Origin of the sequence: Streptomyces sp. NPDC006235 (genome assembly GCF_040613735.1) — a bacterium.
Lineage (GTDB): Bacteria > Actinomycetota > Actinomycetes > Streptomycetales > Streptomycetaceae > Streptomyces.
Window position 1 is genome coordinate 1 of record NZ_JBEXSR010000022.1, and the last position, 22566, is coordinate 22566.

Annotated in this window: 24 protein-coding genes; 4 read left to right on the forward strand and 20 right to left on the reverse strand. The window is 71.4% G+C overall.

Annotation, left to right across the window (positions count from 1 at the left end):
- Window positions 1–99 precede the first annotated feature (99 nt).
- The 6 genes from ABZ192_RS24360 to hisN all read right to left on the reverse strand — a co-directional run bounded on the left by ABZ192_RS24360 (window position 100) and on the right by hisN (window position 4979).
- Window positions 100–1263 (reverse strand): ABC transporter substrate-binding protein, encoded by a 1164-nt coding sequence (locus ABZ192_RS24360; protein WP_356926559.1) that lies wholly within the window; start codon window positions 1261–1263, stop codon window positions 100–102.
- The gene (locus tag ABZ192_RS24365; protein WP_356926560.1) at window positions 1260–2123 is read right to left on the reverse strand and encodes an ABC transporter permease; all 864 of its coding nucleotides are present in this window, start codon (window positions 2121–2123) and stop codon (window positions 1260–1262) included. The genes ABZ192_RS24360 and ABZ192_RS24365 overlap by 4 nt, the downstream gene beginning before the upstream one ends.
- The gene (locus tag ABZ192_RS24370; RefSeq protein ID WP_356926561.1) at window positions 2120–2887 is read right to left on the reverse strand and encodes an ABC transporter ATP-binding protein; all 768 of its coding nucleotides are present in this window, start codon (window positions 2885–2887) and stop codon (window positions 2120–2122) included. Before ABZ192_RS24370 ends, ABZ192_RS24365 begins: the two co-directional genes overlap by 4 nt.
- 141 nt (window positions 2888–3028) lie before the next feature.
- Entirely contained in the window at window positions 3029–3445 is a 417-nt protein-coding gene (locus ABZ192_RS24375) for a Fur family transcriptional regulator (RefSeq protein ID WP_010047623.1), read from the reverse strand.
- Between the two features lie 142 nt (window positions 3446–3587).
- Complete coding sequence (locus tag ABZ192_RS24380) at window positions 3588–3980, reverse strand: CBS domain-containing protein (RefSeq protein ID WP_356926562.1); 393 nt, start codon at window positions 3978–3980, stop codon at window positions 3588–3590.
- 198 nt (window positions 3981–4178) lie between these two features.
- Entirely contained in the window at window positions 4179–4979 is an 801-nt protein-coding gene (gene hisN, locus ABZ192_RS24385; protein ID WP_356926563.1) for a histidinol-phosphatase, read from the reverse strand.
- Window positions 4980–5445: 466 nt separating this feature from the next.
- Between hisN and ABZ192_RS24390 the strand changes: the two genes are divergently transcribed.
- Window positions 5446–6054 (forward strand): TetR/AcrR family transcriptional regulator, encoded by a 609-nt coding sequence (locus tag ABZ192_RS24390; RefSeq protein ID WP_356926564.1) that lies wholly within the window; start codon window positions 5446–5448, stop codon window positions 6052–6054.
- A gap of 7 nt (window positions 6055–6061) precedes the next feature.
- Here ABZ192_RS24390 and ABZ192_RS24395 read toward each other — a convergent pair whose 3' ends face one another.
- From ABZ192_RS24395 to ABZ192_RS24410, 4 genes are all read right to left on the reverse strand, one after another.
- Complete coding sequence (locus ABZ192_RS24395; RefSeq protein ID WP_020275082.1) at window positions 6062–6385, reverse strand: multidrug efflux SMR transporter; 324 nt, start codon at window positions 6383–6385, stop codon at window positions 6062–6064.
- Window positions 6386–6533: 148 nt separating this feature from the next.
- Window positions 6534–7544 carry a ribosome small subunit-dependent GTPase A gene (gene rsgA / locus ABZ192_RS24400; RefSeq protein WP_356926565.1) on the reverse strand — a complete coding sequence of 337 codons (1011 nt, stop codon included), beginning with the start codon at window positions 7542–7544 and terminating at the stop codon, window positions 6534–6536.
- Between the two features lie 17 nt (window positions 7545–7561).
- Window positions 7562–8878, reverse strand: coding sequence for a 3-phosphoshikimate 1-carboxyvinyltransferase (gene aroA, locus ABZ192_RS24405; RefSeq protein ID WP_356926566.1), 1317 nt, complete (start codon window positions 8876–8878; stop codon window positions 7562–7564).
- 93 nt (window positions 8879–8971) lie between these two features.
- Window positions 8972–9694: a M50 family metallopeptidase gene (locus ABZ192_RS24410; protein WP_356926567.1), complete on the reverse strand. Its 723-nt coding sequence runs from the start codon at window positions 9692–9694 to the stop codon at window positions 8972–8974.
- A gap of 255 nt (window positions 9695–9949) precedes the next feature.
- Here ABZ192_RS24410 and ABZ192_RS24415 point away from each other — a divergent pair, with 255 nt between their 5' ends.
- Together ABZ192_RS24415 and ABZ192_RS24420 are read left to right on the forward strand one after the other, a co-directional pair.
- Complete coding sequence (locus ABZ192_RS24415) at window positions 9950–10627, forward strand: TetR/AcrR family transcriptional regulator (RefSeq protein WP_356926568.1); 678 nt, start codon at window positions 9950–9952, stop codon at window positions 10625–10627.
- A gap of 233 nt (window positions 10628–10860) precedes the next feature.
- Complete coding sequence (locus tag ABZ192_RS24420) at window positions 10861–11577, forward strand: class I SAM-dependent methyltransferase (protein ID WP_356926569.1); 717 nt, start codon at window positions 10861–10863, stop codon at window positions 11575–11577.
- Window positions 11578–11659: 82 nt separating this feature from the next.
- Here the strand turns inward: ABZ192_RS24420 and ABZ192_RS24425 are convergent, their stop codons facing one another.
- From ABZ192_RS24425 to ABZ192_RS24435, 3 genes are read right to left on the reverse strand one after another with little or no spacing between them, the layout of a single operon-like run.
- Window positions 11660–12598 (reverse strand): nucleoside hydrolase, encoded by a 939-nt coding sequence (locus ABZ192_RS24425; protein ID WP_356926676.1) that lies wholly within the window; start codon window positions 12596–12598, stop codon window positions 11660–11662.
- A 21-nt stretch (window positions 12599–12619) separates the two neighbouring features.
- Window positions 12620–13810 carry a cytochrome P450 gene (locus ABZ192_RS24430; RefSeq protein ID WP_356926570.1) on the reverse strand — a complete coding sequence of 397 codons (1191 nt, stop codon included), beginning with the start codon at window positions 13808–13810 and terminating at the stop codon, window positions 12620–12622.
- A complete protein-coding gene (locus ABZ192_RS24435; RefSeq protein ID WP_356926571.1) occupies window positions 13791–14510 on the reverse strand; it encodes an MOSC domain-containing protein in 720 nt (239 codons plus the stop codon). The genes ABZ192_RS24430 and ABZ192_RS24435 overlap by 20 nt, the downstream gene beginning before the upstream one ends.
- Before the next feature lie 213 nt (window positions 14511–14723).
- On the opposite strand from ABZ192_RS24435, the gene ABZ192_RS24440 reads away from it, so the two are divergent.
- Window positions 14724–15383 (forward strand): HD domain-containing protein, encoded by a 660-nt coding sequence (locus ABZ192_RS24440; protein WP_356926572.1) that lies wholly within the window; start codon window positions 14724–14726, stop codon window positions 15381–15383.
- A 46-nt stretch (window positions 15384–15429) separates the two neighbouring features.
- Here ABZ192_RS24440 and ABZ192_RS24445 read toward each other — a convergent pair whose 3' ends face one another.
- The 7 genes from ABZ192_RS24445 to ABZ192_RS24475 form a co-directional block, all read right to left on the reverse strand.
- Entirely contained in the window at window positions 15430–16578 is a 1149-nt protein-coding gene (locus tag ABZ192_RS24445) for a transposase (RefSeq protein ID WP_356926573.1), read from the reverse strand.
- Window positions 16579–16780: 202 nt separating this feature from the next.
- Window positions 16781–18316: an FAD-dependent oxidoreductase gene (locus ABZ192_RS24450; RefSeq protein WP_356926574.1), complete on the reverse strand. Its 1536-nt coding sequence runs from the start codon at window positions 18314–18316 to the stop codon at window positions 16781–16783.
- Window positions 18317–18491: 175 nt separating this feature from the next.
- The gene (locus ABZ192_RS24455; RefSeq protein WP_356926575.1) at window positions 18492–19571 is read right to left on the reverse strand and encodes a class I SAM-dependent methyltransferase; all 1080 of its coding nucleotides are present in this window, start codon (window positions 19569–19571) and stop codon (window positions 18492–18494) included.
- A gap of 27 nt (window positions 19572–19598) precedes the next feature.
- On the reverse strand, window positions 19599–20678 hold the full coding sequence (locus ABZ192_RS24460; RefSeq protein ID WP_356926576.1) for an alkene reductase: 1080 nt from the start codon (window positions 20676–20678) through the stop codon (window positions 19599–19601).
- A gap of 66 nt (window positions 20679–20744) precedes the next feature.
- Window positions 20745–20888, reverse strand: a complete 144-nt coding sequence (locus ABZ192_RS24465) for a hypothetical protein (RefSeq protein WP_356926577.1) — start codon at window positions 20886–20888, stop codon at window positions 20745–20747.
- Window positions 20885–21526, reverse strand: coding sequence for a class I SAM-dependent methyltransferase (locus ABZ192_RS24470; protein ID WP_356926578.1), 642 nt, complete (start codon window positions 21524–21526; stop codon window positions 20885–20887). The genes ABZ192_RS24465 and ABZ192_RS24470 overlap by 4 nt, the downstream gene beginning before the upstream one ends.
- A gap of 89 nt (window positions 21527–21615) precedes the next feature.
- Window positions 21616–22545 (reverse strand): TauD/TfdA family dioxygenase, encoded by a 930-nt coding sequence (locus ABZ192_RS24475; protein WP_356926579.1) that lies wholly within the window; start codon window positions 22543–22545, stop codon window positions 21616–21618.
- Window positions 22546–22566 lie beyond the last annotated feature (21 nt).

The window sequence follows — 22566 nt, forward strand, 5'->3', positions numbered from 1 at the left end:
CTCGCTGGGCTCATAACCCAGAGGTCGCAGGTTCAAATCCTGTCCCCGCTACTGAAGGCCGAGGGCCGGAATCCGAAAGGGTTCCGGCCCTCGGTGTGTTTACCGGCGGTGGCCTACCGCCTCTTCATAGAGGGAGCGGGTCACCGTCCGCGACTCGGGGAGCGGATCGCCGTCCGCCACGCCCTGGGCGCGGTAGGCGGACTGGAGGCGGTCGGTCGTGCCGGTGCGGATTTCCCAGTCCATGCGGAGCGACGGTGTCGAGCGCAGGATCGTCTCGTCCGTCTTCAGGAGCTTCGCCAGATATGTGACGAAGGTCTCGTTCTTCTTGTAGTCGGCCGCGAAGTACGTGTTCACCGTGCGGATGTACGCGCGCAGAAGGGCCACGCCCGCGTCCACGTCGTCGTTCAGCAGGCTCGGGCCGTAGAGCATGCCGCCCAGGGGCTCGCCGGGCGGCTGGCCGCCCAGGAAGGCGTAGCCGGGTTCACCGTCGACCCGGCGCCACACCGGGTCGAGCAGCCACGCGGAGTCGACGCCGCCGTTCTCCAGGGCCGTGAGGACGTCGGCCGAGCCCAGTTGCTGGTAGCGGATCCGGTCGAGGCCGCCGCCGTGCTGCTCCAGGGCCTGCTCCATGGGGTAGGCGATGACGGAGCCCTTGCCGATCATCGTGCCGAGCTTCCGGCCGGCCATCCGGACGGCGGTCGCCGTCTCGCCGTCCTTCAGGCGGACCCACAGGCCGCTCTTGGACTTCGGGTCGGGCGAGAAATTCCCCGCGACCCAGCGGATGGTGAAGCCGCCGCGGATGCCGTTCATGACGGCTGCCTCCGGGGCCGCCCACAGCGCGTCGACCTCGCCTTTGGCCAGCAGCGGGAGGGCCTCGGGCGTCGGCAGCACCTTCAGCGTGACGTCCAGGCCCTCCTTGGCGAACTCGCCCTTGTCGAGGGTGGCGCGCAGGGGTGCCACGTACTCGGCGCCGAGGGTGCCCGTCGCGATGGTCAGCTCGCGGGGCTCGGGGAGCCGCTGGGCGGGCGGGGAGCCCGGGCGACAGCGGGCGGGGGCGCGGTCGGGGGCCAGATCGGTGGGGTCCGTCCAGGAGCCGGTGCCGCAGCCCTCGACGGGGCGGACGGCGCGCGTTGCGGCGTCCGCCTCCGGCGTCGCGCTCCCGGAGGACGGCGACGAGCAGGCCGCCGCGGCCAGCAGCGCGGTCGCGAGCAGGGCGAGGCCGTAGGCCCGTCCCTTCGCGACTGCACCCTTACCTCCCCTCATGACTGCCCCCGTCCCCGGTCGTGCGGGGCCCACGGGGTGAGCAGCCGGCCCGTGAAGCGGACCAGCTCGGAGAAGAGCACGCCCAGGATGGCGACGCAGACGATGCCGACGAACATCACGTCGTTCTGGAAGAGGGCGCGGGAGTCGAAGATCAGGTGGCCGAGGCCGTCGGCCGCGGCGATCTGTTCCGAGGCGACGATGACCAGGACCGCCACACCCGCCGCGATCCGCGCGCCGACCAGGACGGCGGGCAGGGAGGCCGGAAGCAGGACGTGACGGAACATCTGCCACGGGGAGGCGCCGAAGACCCGCCCGGCGTCGCGGTGGCCGTCGGGGACCGCCATGACCGCCGACATCGTGGAGATCCAGACGAAGAAGAAGACCGTGGCCGCGACCAGGGCCACCTGCGGACCCTCGCCCAGGCCGAACATGTTGAGGAAGACCGGGAGCAGGGCCAGCTTCGGTACGACATACAGGGCGTCCAGGAGCGGTTCCAGGGCGGCCCGGACCAGCGACAGGGAGCCCATCAGCAGGCCCAGGAGGTAGCCCGCCGCCGTGCCGACGGCGTAGCCGGCCAGGACGCGCCTGAGCGTCGCCCACACGTCCGGCCACAGGTCGCCGGCCGCGGCCCGGTCCCAGCCGTCGGCGAGGATCGTGGAGGGTGCCGGGTAGACGCGGTCGTCGATCCAGCCCCGGACCGCCGCCAGCTGCCAGAGCAGCACCAGAAGGAAGGGCACGGCCGCCGCGAGGGACAGCTCCAGGGCGCGGCGGCGGCGATGGGTGCGTGCGGGGCGCAGTTCGCCCGGGCCCGGGCGGCGGACCAGGACCGAGGGCTTCGTCCCGGGAGCGACCGTGGTCATGCCGGCACCGCCTCCTTGCGCAGCAGGTCCCACAGCTCGCTCTTCAGCGCGGTGAACTCGGGGGTGGCGCGGACGTCGCCGGTGCGCGGGCGCGGGAAGGGCGGGCGGTGTTCGGCGATGATCCGGCCCGGGCGGGCGGACATCACCAGGACGCGGTCGCCGAGGACGATCGCCTCCTCCAGGCTGTGGGTGATGAACAGGGTCGTCGTGCGCAGTGCCTGGGTGATTTCCAGCAGCTCGTCCTGGAGGATCGTGCGGAGCTGGGCGTCCAGGGCGGCGAAGGGCTCGTCCATCAGCAGCAGTTCGGGCTCGACCGCCAGGGCGCGGGCGAGGGCGACGCGTTGCCGCATCCCGCCGGAGAGGGCCGCCGGGTAGGCGTGCGCGAAGTCGGAGAGACCCGTGCGGGCCAGCCAGTCGGCGGCCCGGGCGTTCGCCTCCCGGCGTGGGACGCGCTGGACGTCGAGACCGAAGCGGACGTTGGCCTGGACGGTCTTCCAGTCGTAGATGCCGTAGTCCTGGAAGATCATGGCCGCCGGGCGTGGACTGGACGTGCGGATCTCCAGCGTGCCGGTGCTGGGCCGGAGCAGACCGGCGGTGATGCGCAGCAGGGTGGACTTGCCGCAGCCGGAAGGGCCGACGAGGCAGACGAACTCGCCCGGCGCGACGGTCAGGTCGAGGGGGCCGAGGGCGTCGACCGCGCGAGGGCCCCGGCCGAAGGTGCGCGTCAGGTCGTGGGCGGTGACTTTCGGATACGGCTCTCCCACTTCGGTCTCCTCGCGGAGTGCGGAACGGACTGGTGGGTGACGTTGACCATATGACGGACCGTCAGATACGGGAAGTCCGCGGACAGCGCGAAGCCCCGGCGCTCATCGGTGCCGGGGCTTCGCGTGGGAAGGCGGGGGAGGCTAGGCGGCCGCGCAGTTCGGGCAGACGCCGCGGTACGTCACCTCGACGTCGGAGACCGTGAAGCCGAAGCGCTCCGAGTCGGGGAGGTCCGCCAGTGGGTTGCCGACCGGGTGCACGTCGCGGATCGCGCCGCACTGGGCGCAGACCAGGTGGTGGTGCGGCTGGTGGGCGTTCGGGTCGTACCGCTTGGCGCGCTGGTCCGTGGAGACCTCGAGCACCTCGCCGAGGGACACGAGCTCGCCGAGCGTGTTGTAGACGGTCGCCCGGGAGATCTCGGGCAGCTTGGCGACGGCCCGGGCGTGGACCTCGTCGGCCGTCAGATGGACGTGTTCGCCGTCGAGGACCTCGGCCACGACGCGCCGCTGCGCGGTCATCCGCCATCCGCGTCCGCGCAGCCGTTCCAGAAGGTCACTCATGGCCACCAGCCTAACAGCAAAAGGGACCAGGTCGCGAACAGGTGTGGAGTTAGATCACTGCTTGCTTTAGACGCTATCTAATCGGGCTGGAGTGCGGCGGAGGTGGCCCGGGCTCCTTCGGGGGCCCGGGCCGTTCCTGCTGTCAGGCGGGCACCTGCTGACGCGCCGGGGCCCAGCAGCGGATGATGTCGCGGACCGAGACGACGCCGGCCGGCTCGTCGCGGTCCAGCACGATGAGATGACGGAAACCGCCGTGCGCCATGGCGGCGGCCGCCTCCTCCAGGGTCCAGGCGGGAGTGGCGAACACGACGTCGGTGGTGGTGTGGGCGTGGACGAGTTCCGTGTCCGGGTCCTGCCCCTGGCCCACGGAGATGAGGATGTCGCGTTCGGTGAGGATGCCGATGCCGCCGGCGTCGGGGTCGTGGACGATGGCCGCGCCGACCTTGCGGGCGGCCATCAGGGCGGCGGCCTGACGGAGCGTGTGGGCCGGGCCGATGGTGAGGACGACGGTGCTCATGGCGTCACGGACGAGCATGGATAGGCCTCCCGGGGGTGTCCCCGCCGTTTGTTCATGTTTTCACAAGTTCACAAGCGGGTGGACTCTCAGGGTGGCAGGTAAAGGGAGGGTCAACAAGGGGGCGCTCGGTAACAGAGGGCGCGCTCGGGGGTGTGGTCGCGTGGTGGCGGGGGTCGCTCAGTAGCGGTGGTCACACGTGGTGGCGGTGGTGGTCGCTCAGTAGCGCTGGTTGAGGTAGCCCAGCAGCTCGTCGTGCAGCAGGCCGTTCGACGCGGCCGCGTTGCCGCTGTGCGGGCCCGGGCGGGAGTCGAGTCCGGTGAAGGTGCCGCCGGCCTCGGTGACGATGATCGCGTTGGCGGCCATGTCCCAGAGCGACAGTTCTGGCTCTGCGCACATGTCGACGGCGCCCTCGGCGACCATCATGTAGGGCCAGAAGTCGCCGTACGCGCGCGTGCGCCACACCTCGCGGGTGAGGTCCAGGAAGCCGTCCAAGCGGCCCTGTTCCTCCCAGCCGCTGAGCGAGGAGTACGCGAAGGAGGCGTCGGCGAGCTGTCCGACCCGGGAGACCTGGAGACGGGACGCCTTCGTGAGGCTGCGGCCCGAGAACGCGCCGTAGCCCTTCGCGGCCCACCAGCGGCGGCCGAGGGCGGGGGCGGAGACGACGCCGACGACGGGCTGGAAGCCGCCCTCTCCGGCTTCCATCAGGGAGATGAGCGTGGCCCAGACGGGGACGCCGCGCACGTAGTTCTTGGTGCCGTCGATGGGGTCGATCACCCAGCGGCGGGGGCCGGTGCCCTCGACGCCGTACTCCTCGCCGAGGATCGCGTCCCGGGGGCGTGCGCGGGCGAGTTGACCGCGGATGAGTTCTTCGGCGGCCTTGTCCGCTTCGCTCACCGGAGTCATGTCCGGTTTGGTCTCGACCTTGAGGTCGAGGGCCTTGAACCGGTCCGTCGTCGCGGCGTCGGCGGCGTCGGCGAGGACGTGGGCGAGACGCAGGTCGTCGAGGTAGTCGGGCATATAACGAACCTATCTGCCGAGGTGGCGATGGGGCTACAGGGGGTTTGGGGCGGGGGTGGGGGTGTTGTGGGGGCTCGGCGTCCCTGCTGGGGCGGGGTGGGTCCGCAGGCCGGCGGCACGACTGCCCGAAGGGGCTGCCTGCGGCGTGGGTGCTGGGGGCGGGGTGTCGCGCAGCCCGGCGGAGCGGGGTGCCGCTGCGCCCACCCGTGCCGCCCCGGCGGCACGACTGCCCGCAGCGGCGGGCGGTGGCGGTTGAGGGGCGCGGTGCGCGACGGCTTTTGCAGGGGCTGTCTGCGGCGTGGGTGTCCACCCGTGCCCGCCCCTGGCGGCACGACTGCCCGCAGCTGGGCGGGTCGCGCCCGCGCAGGTCGGCTCAAAGGCGCCCCCGTGTGCGCCCGCGGGCCCTTGACAGTGGTGTCGTGCGCGTCAAATCTGGGCGCAGAGCCGCTCGCCCCAAGGGGAGGCGATGATGCCTGCAGCGCGGGAATCTCTACTGGACGCCGCCTACGCGGCGCTGGCGCGTCGGCCGTGGTCCGCCGTGCGGATGGTGGACGTGGCCGCGGCGGCGGGAGTGTCCCGGCAGACGCTGTACAACGAGTTCGGCAGTAAGGACGGGCTCGCCCGGGCGCTCGTGAGGCGCGAGGCCGACGGGTACCTCGCCGGCGTCGACCGCGCGCTCACGGGGCACAGCGACCCGCCCGAGCGGCTCACCGCCACCGCCGAGTGGACGACGTCGGCGGCCCGGGAGAACGCCCTCGTCCGCGCCATGCTCACCGGCTGTTGGAGCGAACGCCTGCCGTCCCCGGCCCTGTCGGCCGTGCGCTCCACCTCCGCCGTACCGGCTCAGCGCCGCGCCGACGGCCCGCTGCCCTCACCCGGCGACTTCGTCGCCCTCGTCCGCGACCGTGCCGTCACCGCGCTGGCGGGACCCGGCACACCCAAGTCCGACACCGCCGACCTGGTCCGCTCCTGTGAACTCGCCGTCCGGCTCGCCCTGTCCTGCGTGACCGCGCCCCCGGGCGAGGGCGGCGTCGCCGAGCTCGTCCGCAGCGCCCTTCAGCGGCAGGCCGGATGACGGGACGTCAGTGCGCCGAGCCCGACAACTGAAGCCCGATCACGCCGATGATGACGAGGCTGATCGACACGATCTTCAGCGTCGACACCAGGTCGCCCAGGAACACCATGCCGTAGATCGCCGTGCCCGCCGCGCCGATGCCGGTCCACACGGCGTAGGCGGGGCCCACGTCGAGTTTCTTCAGCGACAGGGTCAGCAGACCGAAGCTGCCGAGGGCGAAGATGCAGAACGCGACCGTCGGCCAGAGCCGGGTGAAACCGTGCGACAGCTTCAGACACACGGCGAAGCCGGTCTCCAGCAACCCCGCCACAATGACCAGCAGCCACGCCATGAGTCGTTCCTCCCGTATCCCACGTTCAGCGACCGCTTAGTCAGTTTGAGCAAGTTCGCCAGATTCCTCAGCTTCTGGTCGGTCTTGCATCCGGCTTGGGTGCGATTATGCACTTACCGTCCGCACGCCATGACAAACAACGCGGAGGTCAGTCGCCTTCCTTGCGCTCCCGCGTGGCCAGCAGCCGCCGCAGCGAGTACAGCCGCGCCGGATCCGCGTGCCCCTCGGCCACCCACGCGTCCAGCGCGCAGTCGGGCTCGTCATGGCTGCAGGCGCGCGGACACCCCTCGGTGCCCGGCTCCAGATCGGGGAAGGCGTGGATGACCCGCGACGGGTCCACGTGGTTCAGCCCGAAGGACCGGATGCCCGGCGTGTCGATCACCCAGCCGTCGCTGCCCGCCAGGGGCAGCGCCAGCGCCGAGGTGGTGGTGTGCCGGCCACGGCCCGTCACCGCGTTCACATGCCCGGTCGTACGCCGCTGCTCCTGCGGCACCAGCGCGTTGACCAGGGTCGTCTTGCCGACACCGGAGTGACCGACGAACGCGGTGATCTTGCCGTCGAGCTGCTCCCGCACGCGGGCGACGGCCGTGCCGTTCTGGAGTTCCTCACGGCTGGTGACGACGTAGGGGATGTCGAGGTGGCCGTACAGCTCCAGCAGCTTGTCGGGCGGGGCGAGGTCCGACTTGGTCAGGACCAGCAGCGGGTCCAGGCCGCCGGCGTAGGCCGCGACCAGGCAGCGGTCGATCAGCCGCGGGCGGGGCTCCGGGTCGGCCAGGGCCGTGACGACGGCCAGCTGGTCGGCGTTGGCGACGACCACGCGCTCGTACGGGTCGTCGTCGTCCGCCGTGCGGCGGAGCACGGACGTGCGCTCCGCGATGCGGACGATCCTCGCGAGTGTGTCCTTCCGTCCGGACAGGTCGCCGACGAGCGCCACGCGGTCGCCGACCACCGCCGCCTTGCGGCCCAGCTCGCGGGCCTTCATCGCCATGACCACGCGGTCCTCGACCAGGCAGGTCAGGCGGCCCCGGTCGACGGTGAGGACGAGGCCCTCGGCGGCGTCCTCGTGCTTGGGCCGGATGTTCGTCCGGGGCCGGGTGTTCCGGCGGCCGGGACGGGTGCGGATGTCGTCCTCGTCGGTGTGCTTGCCGTAGCGGCGCATGACCTGATCCCCGCGTCCTACGCCCCGAGCATCCCGGTCCACAGGTCGGGGAAGTCGGGCAGGGTCTTGGCCGTCGTCGCCACGTTCTCGATCTGCACGCCCTCCACCGCGAGGCCGATGATCGCGCCGGCCGTGGCCATGCGGTGGTCGTCGTAGGTGTGGAAGATCCCGCCGTGCAGCCGGCGGGGGCGGATGTGCAGGCCGTCGGCGGTCTCCGTGACGTCACCGCCGAGTTCGTTGATCTCCTTGGTCAGCGCGGCCAGGCGGTCCGTCTCGTGCAGCCGCAGGTGCGCCACGCCGCGCAGGGTCGACGGGGAGTCCGCGAGGGCCGCGACCGCCGCGACGCCCGGCGTCAGCTCGCCGACCTCGCTCAGGTCGACGTCGATGCCGTGGATCGAGCCGGAGCCGGTGAACACGAGCCCGAACTCGGTCAGTTCGCAGGAACCGCCCATCTCGGTGAAGATCTCGCGCAGCCGGTCACCGGGCTGGGTGGTGCGGGACGGCCAGTCCGGGATGACGACCTTGCCGCCGGTCACCAGCGCCGCCGCCAGGAACGGCTGGGCGTTGGACAGGTCCGGCTCGATGACCAGGTCCCGGCCGAGCAGGGCGCCCGGCGTGACCCGCCAGACGTTCGGCTCGCCGCCCGACTCGGGCGTGTCCACCTGGGCGCCGACCGCGCGCAGCATGTCGACGGTCATGCGGATGTGCGGCATGGAGGGCAGCGTGGCGCCGGTGTGGCGAACCTCGACGCCCTGGTTGAAGCGCGGGCCGGACAGCAGCAGGGCGCTCACGAACTGCGACGAGGAGGACGCGTCGATCTCCACCGGACCGCCGTCCAGGGCGCCGCTGCCGTGCACGGTCAGCGGCAGCGCCCCACGGCCGTCGTCGTCGATCCGGGCACCGAGCAGACGCAGCGCGTCGATGACTCCGTTCAGGGGACGCTCGTAGGAGCGGGGATCGCCGTCGAAGCGGACGGGACCGTCGGCGAGCGCGGCGACCGGCGGCAGGAACCGCATCACCGTGCCGGCGTTGCCGACATCGACCGTGGCCGGGCCGCGCAGGCCCGTGGGGAGCACCCGCCAGGCCTCGCCCGTGCCGTCGGGGCCGACGCCTTCCTCGATCTCGATGCCCATGGCGCGCAGCGCGCCGGCCATCAGCAGGGTGTCGCGGGAGCGCAGGGGGCGGCGCAGCCAGCCCGGTTCGGAGGCGAGGGAGGCGAGGACCAGGGCGCGGTTCGTGACCGACTTGGACCCGGGCACGTGGACCGTCGCGTCGACGGCTCCGCTCGCGTGCGGGGCGGGCCAAAGGGCGGTGTCTGCGGTGTTCGGGGCCATGGCTTCACTTTATAAGGAGGCGGTGGCTCGGGTGCGGCGCCGTGGGGGCCGGTCGCGCCATGCGGCGCGGCCTCCCGCTCCTCGACGCGCGCGTCACATCTCCAGGAGCCACCTGCCCCCGCCGATCAGCGAGCACAGCGACACCGCGTGGAAGAGGAACAGCCACAATCCCGCCGGTACATGCGTCAGCCGCGACAGCTGGTCCGCGTCCGAGTCGCCCGCCCCGCCGCGCGACCGCTTGGCCTGGAGCTCGAACGCCGGACGCACCCCGCCGACCAGCAGGAACCACACCACCACGTAGGCGAACGCCGCCTGGACCTGGGGGCCGGCCAGCCAGGACACCAGGACGAACAGGCCGCCGGTGACGATCACGGTGAGGGCGCCGTAGGCGTTGCGGATCATCACGAGCATGGCGAGCAGCAGGGCCGTGGCCAGCCACAGCAGCAGCGTGATGCGGCCGGCGCCCAGCAGGGCCGCACCGCCGAGGCCCAGCAGGGGAGGGGCGGTGTAGCCGGAGGCCGCCGTGAGGATCATGCCGATGCCGTACGGCTTGCCGCGGCTGACGGTCAGGCCGCTGGTGTCCGAGTGCAGCCGTATGCCGGTGAGGGTGCGGCCGCTGAGCAGGGCCACGAGGCCGTGGCCGCCCTCGTGGGCGATGGTGATGGCGTTACGGGAGATGCGCCACAGGCCGTGCGGGATCACCACGGCGAGCGCGGCCCCCAGGGTCGCGATCACGACCCACAGGTCGGGGTCGGGCTGGGTGCCGGAGACCTCGTCCCAGAGGGAGGCGAGCGAGGCGGTTGCGGTGCTGTCCATGTGCGGCGGTGGCTCCCTGTGGTCGGTCGGCTGGAATCCGGCAGTTTGGCACGTACGTGCGGACGGTATCTGAGACGCGGACCTGGCAGCGATCGTTCCTCTCGGAGAAGGCGCAGGTCACAGAGGTGAAGCGGCCGCCCGCAGGCGGGATGAGAGAGCCGGCCGGGGCGCCGTCGGCCGGCTCGGCGTCAGGCGATGCCCCACAGTCTCGCCACGCGGCACCCGAGAGCGGGGCGTTCAATAAGGTGAGGTTCCATGACACGTTCCTTACCGGGGCCGCCCTGCGCCCCCGAACCAGCCGTTCTCCGTGACCCTACGGCCCCCGACGCGCTCCTCGACGGCGCGTGCTCGGCCGACCGGCGGGAGTCGGTACGCGCCGACGCCGTCCGCAACCGGGCCAAACTCCTCCAGGCCGCTTCGGAGCTGGTGGCCGAGGGCGGGGTGGGCGCCCTGACCATGGAGGCGGTCGCCACCCGGGCACAGGTCGGCAAAGGCACCGTCTTCCGCCGTTTCGGCAACCGCGCCGGCCTGATCATGGCGCTCCTCGAAGAGAGCGAAGAGACTTTCCAGCGGTCGTTCCGCGAAGGCCCGCCGCCGCTCGGTCCCGGCGCGCCCGCCGTCGAACGGATCGAAGCCCTGGGGCTTGCCGCCTTCGACCACTGGGACAGCCACGGCGAGCTGTACCTGGCCGCGCAGCCGGACCCTCTGCTGTGCCACGGCGCGTCCCCGCAGCAGTTCAAGCGTGAGCAACTCCTCGCGCTGCTCGACGAGGCCGTCCCCGGCGCCGACACGGAACTGCTCGCCGAAACGCTTCTCAGCTATCTCGACGTCGCGCTGTACTCGTACCTGGTCCACCACCGCGGTCTCTCGCCGGAACGGGTCGAAGCCGGCTGGCGGAATCTCGTCGCTCGCCTGGTCGCGCCCGCGGCCTGAGACCGGCAGGTTCCGGACGGGGCCGGTGAAGCGGCGGCCACCGCTGTTTCACCGGCATCCGGGCCCGACCTGACAAACCCTCTCGGCCCGCCTTTACGCCTCGACCGGCGACGGCGAACGATCGATGCGGTGCCACCGGTCACACCCCGCCGTGCTCCTGGGGCCGATGACCAGGAGCCGCTTCCGCGCGGATGACGAGCACCGTGACCACCGCCTGACGAGGAGGAACCGGGATGAGCCGCTTCGAGGGAATGTGGGACCGTTTCTGGACCGATCTCAGCGAAAAGCCCGGTACATCGCCCTGGGACGTGGACCCCACCTACGTCGCGCATGCTCACCTGCACCTGTTCGGCAGCGTCCTCGACCCGTCGCAGCCGGTCATCGACGTCGGCTGCGGGGACGGTGCGCAGACCGCCGCGATCGCGCAGCACTTCGACCGGGTGATCGGAGTGGATGTCGCCCCGCAGGCGCTGGAGCGTGCCCGGAAGCACCACGCCGGTCCCGGTATCCAGTACGAGCAGCTGGATCTGCTCCATCCCGAGCAGGCCGCCGCGCTCCACGACCGGATCGGTGACGCCGGGCTGTACGTCCGCACGGTCCTGCACGCCTTCACCCCCGACGAGCTCAAACTCGCCGTGACTTCGCTGGCCCACCTGGCCGGGGAGACGGGCGGGGCGTTCTTCTACGAACTCGCGCCGACCAGCCGGGACTTCATCCTCGGCCAGCTCGCGGGCAATGGCGCCCCCGCCGAGAAGTTCGGATTTGTCTTCGAGCGCGTTCCGCTGCCCGAAGCCCGGGAGGAGGACGCCCTGCAGCGGGAACTGGCCGCCGCCGGATTCGACATCGTCTCCACGGCCCCCATCGACTACCAGGGAACCGTGCTGGCCGGTGGGCACAAGGTGAACGTTCCCGCGTTCTTCGTGGTCGCGCGGGCCAAAGGCGCCCGGTAGGGCAGGAGGCGGCGGGGCAGGCGCCCGGCCGGCCGCTGCGCGGCGGCCGAGCGCCTGACGGATCTCCGGCCCAGGTCTCCGGTCACGCGAGCTGAAGGAGAGCGAGCAGACGGTCCCGGTCGGCCTCGAGCACGATCTCGACCGGGGGCCGGTCGGTCTCGGTGTCACGCCAGTCGACGACCGTCAGGCCGTGGTCGAGGCCACCGGGTCCGTAACCCACGCGGACGCGGTGGTGTTCGGTGCGTTTCACGACGGCCGGGTCGAGGGCCACGGCCATGGCCAGCGGATCGGCGCGCACATAGGCGGAGCGGCGCGCGTAGCCGGGGTCGGTGACGAAACGGTTCTCGACGATCCGGCGCAGCACGCCGGCGGCCGGCCCGTCGCCGGCGAAGAATCCCTTGAACTCGGCCGGGGAGAACGCGTGGGCGAGCGTCGTCTCCCACGAGACGAGGGTGAGCCGGGGAAACGTGGCGAAGACCAGGTCGGCCGCCGCCGGGTCGGCGCCGATGTTGAACTCGGCGTTGAGGGTGAGGTTTCCGCGGCCGTGGATCGCACCGCCCATCACCACCACCCGGTCCAGCAGCTCCGGCAGCCGCGGCTCCAGCCGCAGAGCGAGCGCGATGTTCGTCAGCGGCCCGAGCGCGACGAGCGTGATCTCGCCCGGATGGCGTCGGGCGGCCTCGATCAGTGCGAGGGCCGCCGGTGTGTCCCGCTCGGGCACGTCGGGTACGGCCCAGCGGGCCAGGCCACCGAGCCCGTCCGCGCCATGGATCTCGGCGGCGTGCGCGCCCGGGCCGGCGATCGGCCCGGCGGCACCCCGGTGGACGGGGGTTTCGGCCGCCGCCCCACCGAACGCGCCCAGCAGCCAGCGGGCGTTGCCGGTCACCGTGTCGATGCCGACGTTGCCCGCGACGGTGCACACGGCGGCGACCGGGAAGCGTGGGCACGCGGGGGACGGAACCAGAGCCATGGCCAGCGCGTGGGCGTCGTCGAGCCCCGGGTCGGTGTCGATTACCAGCACAGTCAAGGCGGGCTCCCCAGATCAAGAAGAAGGTCGAGGCACGGCGCGGGAACTTCCATGGCGAACCAGTCGGCCGACGAGGCGGCGGTAACGAAGCATGGCGAGTTCCGGCTCCCGTTCCGCGTTTTCGACGGAGAAATGGACACCGAGATCCGCGAGAGAGTCGAGGAGGACTCCGACGATCGCGTGGGCGAGCGGCGCACCCGGGCAATAGTGCTCTCCGGCTCCGAAGCTCAAGGAGCGCGGCGATGTCGTCCGCCGGCGGAACTCCAGTGGTGCCGGGTGGAAATCCGGGTCCAGATTCGCGGTCCCCAGGCACAGGACGATCCTGTCGCCGGTGTTCAAACGGTGCGAACCGACGGTGACCGGGCGGCGGGCGTAACGACTGGCGAACCGAAAGGGCGTCGCGATACGGAACACTTCCTCGCGCACTGTGCGGGGCGACAACTCGGTGAGCATGTCACCGGTCACCCGTTCCCCCGCGACGCACAAAGCCGTCACGACGGGATCGTGGGCACCGGTGATGATCTGCGTGAGCAAGGCCGTCGCGGAATCCGGACCGAATTTCTCGTCGTCCCACAGTTCTGCCAGTCCGGCCACGAATGCCGACGGAGGATCGGTCAGCGCGGTGCGCAGCCAGTCACGCAGTTCGTCGATCGCTTCGAGGGCGGCGTCGATCCGCGCCATTTCTATCCGGGAGGTGGCCAGTTCGTTCATGACGAGGCCGCCCAGGTCGATCAGCCGGTCGGCGTCGGCGCTGCCCGTCAGGGCCGCGATCGTCTCGCGTGCCAGCGGCCGCGCGATGTGGTCCACCCAGTCGAAGGCGTCCTCCCCGGCCTCGGCGAGCCGGCGGCCGGCCAGCCGTTCCCACGAGCCGAGCAGCGCCGGCGTGACCACCTGGCGAAGCGGCCGGATGGCGACCCGCCGGACCCGACGGTGATGCTCACCGTCGGAGAAGACCGGCCACAGGGCGAGGAACTCCTTGAGCTTGGTCCGCCGCTGCCTGTCGTCTTCGGACAGGGCGGCGGCCCGTCGGTCGGGTGCGCGTTCGCTCCAGAAGTCCTTGCTGGTGAGGACCTGCCGGACGTCGCCGGCGCGCAGTGCGTAGAGGGCCTGGGTCTCCGGCTGCCACTGGTAGGGACAGCCCTTCGCCGCCTCGGCGAGAGCCGCTGCCGGGTCGTTCGCGCTGAAGTCACCGAAGACGTCGAGCATCGGCTTCCTCCACAGCCGGGACCGGGGCCGGGGCGGGATCCCCCTTGCGCTCGCCGACAGCGGATCTGGTCCGGTTGGAGACGTGGAACATCATCGCCGCCCGGTCCCAGCCGGGGGTGTCGTCCGCCATGTCGACGATGCGCCGCAGGACGTCCTGATCGTCGAGAATGGCGCCGACGGCTTCCGCCACCGTGACTCGCTTCGCCGGCCGCCATACGATTTCGACCGGATCCCCGGGCGCCAGCCGGCCCTCTTCGAGAACGCGGAGATAGGCTCCGGGCCTGCGGGCGGCATTGAAGCGCTTGGCCCAGCCCTTTTCCCCCATCCAGGCACCGAACGTGCCGCAGGCCATGCGCGGCGCCATCACCTCGAGGAGTACCTCGCCCACCCGCCACTGTTCGGCGAGCACAGCGCCGCTCACATCGAACCCTACGAGATCGATGTTCTCGCCGAACATGCCGTTGCGTAAAGGCCGGGCCAGCTGCCCGGACCACCAGTCCAGGTCCTCACGCGCATACGCGTAGACGGCCTGGAGTACCCCGCCGTGGAAATCAGCCGCCTGCTCGTCCCCCTCGATTCCCAATTTCGTCACGGCAACGCTGCTGCTGATCGCCAGTTTTTCGATCGCCGATCGGCCGCGACGCGTCGCCCACGCCGATTCCACACATTTCCCAGTGTTGATCGAAATGACTTTTGCCATGCTTTCGACGCTAACTTCGCACACATGGCCGGTCCATGAGACTGCGACAAGTTTGTCAAGTCGACGGCGTATTTGAGATTCTCTCCGACTGGCCCCTGGCTCTTGCTGGTTCGAGGGCGCGATGATTATCGTGACAGCCGGATCAAGAATGCGCCGACCGGTCATGTACTTCTGAGAACAAGGGCTTCGCTCTCCCGCGACGAGAGGACACACATGACGCTCCCACCTCGGACCACCGCAGCGGCGGCGGAGCTGCTCGATCCGGCCGAACAGCCGCATGACGTCGAGCCGCGGCTGGCGGCACAGATCGCGTTCATCGCCGAGATCGACCGTCTCAAGACCGTGGTGCGGCTCAGCCGGCTGCTCGCCGACGACCGCCGGGAAAACGATGCCGAGCACTCGTGGCACCTGGCGCTGATGGTCCTCGTCCTGGCGGAGTACGCCAACGAGCCGATCGACGTGGCCAGAACGTTGAAGCTCGTCCTCGTGCACGACCTGGTGGAGATATACGCGGGCGACACCTGCCTGTTCGACGACGTCGCCAAGAAGGACCAGGCGGAGCGCGAAAGCGCCGCGGCCCGGCGCCTGTTCGCCCTGCTGCCCGAGGACCAGGAGAACGCGTTCCACGCGCTGTGGGACGAGTTCGAGGCGCGGCGGACACCGGAGGCCCGGTTCGCCAAGGCCATGGACCGGTTGCAGCCGCTGCTGCTGAACTTCGGCAACAAGGGAGGCACCTGGCGTACGCCGGGTGTCACCCATGCCCTCGTCCGCGACCGGACGTCCGTCATCGGTGAGGGATCGCGCGAGCTCTGGGACTACACCGAGAAACTCCTCGCACTCGGCGCCCAGCGAGGCTGGATCGAGGGCGGCTGACGACCGGGCCCAGGGGGGGGCGGTGAGCGTTTCCCGGAGCGTCGGTTCAGGCGGGCGCCGGCAGTGCCCCGTACGGCGCACGATCCGCGTCCGCGGTCACCATCCGCACCGCGTGGGCCACGGAGGCCAGTGTGATGTGGCGGTGCCAGCCCCGGAAGGACCGGCCGACGAAGTCGCGCAGTCCGACGGCCTCCCCGGTGCGGGTCGCGTCCCAATCGACCTTGTGGGAAAGCCCGATCAGCTTCATGAGCCGGGACTCGGGCACCATGACCATGTCGGTCAGCCAGGACTGCACGGGTGGCTGCCTGGGGTCCCGCCACACTCCCAGGAGCAGCAGCGGCCGCTGCCGGCCGGCCGGCACGTGCGGCAGCGTCACCGGAACGGCCGCGACCAACGAGCGCCTGAGCACGTGCGGTTGCCCCGGAGTGCGCCACTGCACCGGCCGGCGCAGGTTCCCGACGGATCCGAGGATCGCCTGCGCCGGGAGCACTCTCCGCCCGGAGCCGGGCACCGCACGGTCGGCGACGACCAGGCGGGACGACGCCGTGGCCCGGGCGAGGACCGGAACGGAAGCGGCGGCGAACCGGGCCATGGTCGCAGGGGTGGCACTGCCCCGGATGTTCAGCACGACCGGCGTGTGGCAGGCCTCGCCCCGGTACGGGGTGGTCAGGGCGGCGGCGACCGCACAGTCCTGGAGCGTCTCTCCTGGGTGCTGCGCGGCCTCGTCCCGGTGGCTGCGGAGGTCGGCGCGCCCCCGGCGACCGGGCAGGAACAGGCGCCAGTTGATCGGCACGCTCAACCGGGGGGAGACCGACCACACACCGAAGGACTGCTGACCCCAGAACGTCTGCCCGAGACACGGGTCGACGATCTCGTCCACGCCGACCGAACGGGTTCCGGCCTTGGACACGGACATCGGCCGCACCACCCAGGCCTGGGGCGGGGCGACGCTCTCGGCATAGGCGGCGAGTGCCGCCCGTAACGGCTGCCAGTCCCAGGTCGAGCTGGCGATGAAGTGGTGCAGGCTCTGTACCGCCGCCGGTCCACCGGTGGTCGCGGCGATGTTGCGTATCGACTTGCGGCCCTGGGTCGTGAGCAGGCCGCGGAGGTACTGCGTGGCTTTCTGACGTTGGTCTTTCCTGCGGAACGAGGAGAACAGGGTCGCGCAGAGCTCTTCGACCACGTCGGAGGGCACGGTGCTGCACGTGGGATCGGTCGTGCGGGAGAGCGATGTCGGAAGCGGAACGACGGACGCAGATGTCATCACGGTTTCCGTCCTGTGATCAGGCAGCCCGCTGCGGCTGCGGCAGCTCTGTCTCGCCGATCACCGGCCGTGCGGGAAGCCCCGCGGAACTCCCCGCACGGCCGGGCCGTGGGAGCACGGCTGGGGCACGCGGCTACGAGGGAACCGCGTGCGGGAAGGTGAAGAAGCGGTGCGGGTCGTACTTCCGCTTGACCTCGCTCAGCCGTGTCAGGTTGGGGCCGTAGTAGGCGCGCGCGTGGTCGGTGAGCTCGGTGTCGGGGAAGTTCACGTAGGTGCGCCCGTTGGAGTACGGGTCGATGGCGGCGTGCAGGCGGTTGAGCCAGCTCTCGGCGGCCGCCCTCTCCTCGGCGGGCGGGGCGGCCGAACCCAGACTGACCGTGAGCGTCGCGCTGTGGATCGAGTCGCGGTGCGGCCATGCCGCGGCGCCGACTGCGGGGAGGTTGGCGTTCTTGCCCAGGCCGAGCATGCTGACGACCCGGTTCTGTCCGGCCCGGCGGTCCGCCTCGAAGGCGGCGAGGAAACCGTCCACCGCGCTCTGCGGCATCACGCGGCTGAACATCCGGTCACGGTTCTTGACCCAGTTCTGCCGCGGCAGCACGGCCTCGGGGTTGCTGCCGGCCGTGCGGCAGGCGTCGACCGTCTTGCCCTCGCAGCCGAACAGGCGCATCATCGCCCGTTCGTACGTCATCTCCTCCACCGCGCGAGTGGCGGGCGCGGTGCCGACCAGCGAGGTGAGCCCGGCCAGTTCGGTCTCCAACTGCTGCACGGTGCCGAAGTGCACACCCGAGACGATGAAGGTCGGGACCGCACCGGGCTTCGCGTCGGGCAGGACCACGGTCCCGCCGCAGGCCAGGTCGGCGGAAGCCTGCTTCGCCCACTGCAGGAAGCCCGAGACGGCCCGTGGAGCGTGGTCCCAGGACCAGGTGAGGACGTAGCGGACGACCCGGGTGATCGCGGTGGGCGCCATCCTGAACTCCGTCACCACACCGAAGTTGCCGCCACCGCCACCGCGCAGGGCCCAGAGCAGATCGGCGTTCTGCTCCTTGTCCGCCGTGACGACGCGGCCGTCGGCCAGCACCACCTGGGCCGAGACCAGGCGGTCGGAGGCGGGCCCGAACTTGCGGTACTGCCAGCCGATACCGCCCCCGCTGACAAAGCCGCCGGGGCTCACCGTCGGGCAGAAGCCGGCCGGGACGGTCAGGCCGCGCGGGCTGAGCTGCGCCAGCGTGTCCACGGCCAGGGCGCCGGAGCCGATGCCGACCAGGTTCTCCCCGACCCGCACCTGGTTGAGGCGGGTGAGGTTGATGACGAGACCCTCGGTGGTGGACCAGCCGCCGTAGCTGTGGCCACCGCTGCGCACCGCGGTGTGCAGGGCGTGGTCCTGCGCGAAGAGCATCGAGGTGGCGACGTCCCCCGGTGTCTCGGCGTAGACGACGGCCTGCGGGTGGATGGTGTCGAACTGGGCGTTGGTCAGCTGCCGGGCACGGTCGTACTCGGTGTCGCCCGGGAGGACCAGGTCACCGGTGAGCGAGGCGCGCAGCCGGTCCCAGGGCGCGTCGGCGGCGCGGCGGCGCCGCGGACCGGCCTGGGCGGTGCCGACGGTGGCGAGTGCGCCGACCGTGGCGGTCAGGCCCGCGCCGGCGGTGAGCAGGGTTCTGCGGTTGATCATGTCCCGAGTCCTTCGTTGAGTTGCTCATGACATGTGCGGCTTGCGGGCTGGGGTGACGTCCGGCCCTCCGGCCGTGGTGACGTCCGGCCCTCCGGCCGGCTGACGGCCGGCCCCTGCACCCGGGGCGTGCGGCCGGGCAACCACGACACCGCGCGGCTGCCCGGCCCGAGGGCTGTCAGAGGATGGAGCGCAGCAGCGCCGTGACCGCCCGCGACGTCTCGGCGGCTTCCTCGCCGCCGGCCTCCAGCACCGGCAGCAGGTCGGCGAGGAGCGCCGCCAGCCGGCCGTCGTTCTCCCTGAGGAAGGCTTCCGAGCCCTCCCAGAACACGCTCCGTACGATCGCCGGGGTGAGGTCCCCGTCGCCCGGCGCGGAGATCAGCAGCTGCCGGCTGAGGACCCGTTCGAGTGTGACGGGGGACCAGCGGCCCGCGGCAAGGTCGTCGGCGAGTGTCCCGGCCGCCGCGCGCACCTCGGCCGCGGACTGCGACCGGCCGGCCGGGGCCGACTCCTGCGCGGGGCGGGTGCCGATGAGGAAGCCCGGGACCGGGTTGGCGCGGTAGTTGTCCCAGAAGGAGTCTCCGAACCGTGCCACGGACTCGGCCGGCACCTCCGGCACCTGCCAGCTGTACGACTCGAAGCCGGCCGCGGCCAGGCACTGGGCGAACGCCTCGCGGCTCCAGCGCGAGGTGGTGATGGTCGACGTCTCCGTGCCGATGAGGTCGGTGACGAGAATGCCCCGATCCTCGGCCGGCGTCTCGGAGACCACGCGCAGCCCGTAGTCGTCCCACTTCGGCCCGAACGGATCGAAGTCCGGCCAGACGGCGACCGCCACGAACCTGCCGCCCGGCACCAGGTTGTCGTGGATGCCGCGCAGCATCGCCGTCAACTCGTCCTTGGTGGTGGCGTAGTTGAGCAGCCACACGGCGCTCACCAGGTCGAAGGCGCCCAACCGGGGAAGGCGGGCGGCGTCGCCCACGTGATAGGTGATGCCCTGCGGCTGCTCCTGCTCCGACTTCCGTGCCAGTTCCACCATGACGGGCGACTGGTCGACGCCCACCACCTCGGCGGCTCCGGCGGCCTTGATCAGTCGGCTGTAGTGGCCGTGTCCGCAGGCCAAGTCGAGCACCCGGGCCCCGGTGAGGTCGCCCAGGTGCTTCAGCACGTTGTACTGCTCGGGACCGGCCAGCGGGGCCGTGTCCTTGAAGTCGGAGTACCGGTCGCCGATCTCGGCGTACTGGTCGTCCTGCTCGGTCATGATGGCGAACTCCCTGTGTACGGGCGGTCAGGCGACTGCGGGGCGGTGGGCGGCGTAGTCGGTGTAGCCCTCGGCATCCCCGTCGTGGAACGTGTCCGGGTCCGGCTCGGTGAGCGGAGCGCCGGCGCGGATCCGCTCGGGCAGGTCGGGGTTGGCGGCGAAGTACCGCGCGAAGCTGACCGCGTCGGCGCGCCCGGAGTCGAGCACGTCACGGGCGGTGTCCGGGTCCGTGGGGTCGTCGCCGGTGAACGGGCTGCTGATGATCACCCCGGTCCAGCGTTCCCGCAGCAGCCGCGGCAGCCCCTGGTCCGGGCCCTCCACCACGTGCAGATAGGCGAGGTTCTCGGGCTCCAGCGCCTCGGCGAGCAAGCCGTAGGTGAGCGCGGGGTCGTGCTCGGCCGTGTCGTTGTACCCGGTGCCCGGGGAGATCCGCAGACCCGTTCGGTCCGCACCGATCACACCGGCCACCGCACGGACGGCATCGACCGCGAACCTGACCCGGCCGGCGGCGTCGCCGCCGTAGGCGTCGTCGCGCAGGTTGGTTCCGTCCGAGAGGAACTGGTGGATCAGATACCCGTTGCCGCCCTGCAGTTCGACGCCGTCGAAGCCCGCGGCGACCGCCGCCATGGCGGCCGCCGCGAAGTCGTTCAGGGTCTCGGAGATGTCCGCGACCTCCATCGCGCGCGGCGGCACCGTCGGCACCAGCCCTTTCGCGGTACGGGCGTCGCTCCGCGCGGTCACGGCCGACGGTGCCACCGGCTGCACGCCCTGCGGCAACAGGTCGGGATGGGCGATGCGCCCGTGGTGGGTCAGCTGCGCCACGATGCGGCCGCCCGCCCGGTGCACCGCGTCGGTCACCCGCGACCAGCCCTCGATCTGGGCCCGGGTGTGCAGCCCGGGCTGACCGACCGGCCCGTGCCCGGCGGCACTCACGCGAACCCCCTCGGTGATGATCAGGCCGGCGGAGGCACGCTGGGCGTAGTACTCGGCCATCAGCGGGCCGGGCACGCCGTCGGCACCCGCGCGGTTGCGCGTCATGGGCGCCATGACCACACGGTTGGGCAGTGACAGAGCACCTGCGGAGAGTGGGCCGAACAGAGAAGACATGGAATCTCCGGGGGAGTGGAACGATGGATCAGACAGGGCCGTCGGACGACGGCGGGTCGTCGGTGGTCAGGGCGTGGAGGCCAGGGCGCCGGTGAGGTCCTCGCCGAGTCCTGTCAGGGACGGGAAGCGGACCCACTCGTACGGGCCGGGCCTCCCGACGGCGCCGGGGCCGGCACCCGCGACGCGGAGCCGGTGCCGGCCCTTGCTCACGGCGTGGTTCCCGTCCAGGTCGTGACCTCGATGCCGTCGCCCAGGGGCAGGTCGAGCGAGACGTAGCCGCGCCGCGGGTCGCGGATGTGCCGCAGGTACTCCTCCGGGAGCATCGAGAGGTTGTCGGAGACGATCACGGCCCCGACCGCCATGGCGGGCTCGAGCACCTCCAGGACCGGCAGGTACAGCTCCTTCCAGCCGTCGAGCAGGATGAAGTCGACGGGCTCCGCCAAGTCGCGCAGCGTCTCGCGGGCGTCGCCCTCCAGCACGGTGACCAGGTCGGCGAGCCCCGCCTCGGCGAGGTTGTCCCGCGCCTTGCCCACCTTGCCGCCGTCCAGCTCACAGGTGGTGAGACGGCCGCTGCCGTTGTCCCGCAGAGCGGCGGCGATCTGGACGGCCGACGTACCGAACGAGGTGCCGAACTCCACGGCGTTGCGCGGCCGCAGCATGCGGATCAGGGTGTAGAGCAGCCGGCCGGTGTGCGGATCGACCGGTAGCAGGGCGTCGGCGCACAGGGCGCTCGCCTCGGCGGGGGTGGGCGGTGCGGGCAGCTGGGCGGCGCTGGCGTACGCGCGCTCCATGACGTTCTTGTCCTCACGCTCGGCCTGGGCGTAGAGCCTGGTGAGGACGGCACGCACCGCGGGATCGTCGAGCCCTGGGGAACCCGATCGGACAGGCAGGACAGACACGGTGAACTCCCGTTTGTGGTCGAGTTCCTTGGCGGCGGTCAGGAAGCGACGGCTTCCAGCAGGTCGCGGCGGATGTAGCTCTGCGCGTTGTAGATGGTGCGGTTGGTGTCGGTGATCGCCCGGCGCCCGTGCATCACACGGGTGTTGTCGATGAGCGCGACATCACCGTCCTGCCAGTCGATGTCCTCGGTGAGGTCGTCGGTGAGGCGCTTCATGCGGTCGGTCAGCCCGGCGGAGAGCGGGGTGCCGTCCGCGAAGGCGATGACCGGCTTCTCGTAGTTGTAGGAGGGGCCGAAGATGCTGTTGGCCCAGGACAGCCGCTCACCGAAGAGCGTGGTGCGGGCGGCCGGGGTCCGGTACGTGTAGTGGGCGGCCCCGTCCGGCAGGTGGACGAGTGTGGTGCTGTCCGCGTCGGAGACCAGGGCCCGGAAGTCCTCGAAGGTGATGTCCTCGACCTTCTTCACCCCGCCGCTCTGGTGCATCACGAACTGCTTCCACTTGGCTTCCTCGACCCGGCGGGAGTAGGTGATGTCCTGGGCGAAGGCCGCCCGGTCCTCCTCGGTGGCCGCGTCCCACACCCGGTATCCGTCGCACACCGTGGTCTGCGAACCGCTGGACGCCGCCCGCTCGCACAGGAACCAGGTCAGGTCGGGGACGAACGGGCTGTTGCCGTTCTCCAGGTGCAGACCGACCGCCTGGGTGCCGGCGTCCACCTTCTGCGCGACATCCCCGCCGTGGAAGGAACGGGCGGGGTCCAGCGTCACACGGTCGGAGTGCGCCTTGACGAAGCCGGAGAAGTCCTCGAGTGAGGGGCGGAAGCCGCGCAGGACGAGAAACCCCGCCTCCGCCAGCAGTTCCACCACGGCCTGGGGCTCCAGGTCACTCAGCGCGGCACAGCCCTCGGTGGCGAGGAGCAGCTTGCCCGTTCCCTTACCGAAGGGCTGGATCTCTGGCTGACTCACAGACATGTTCGACCTCGATCGTCGTGG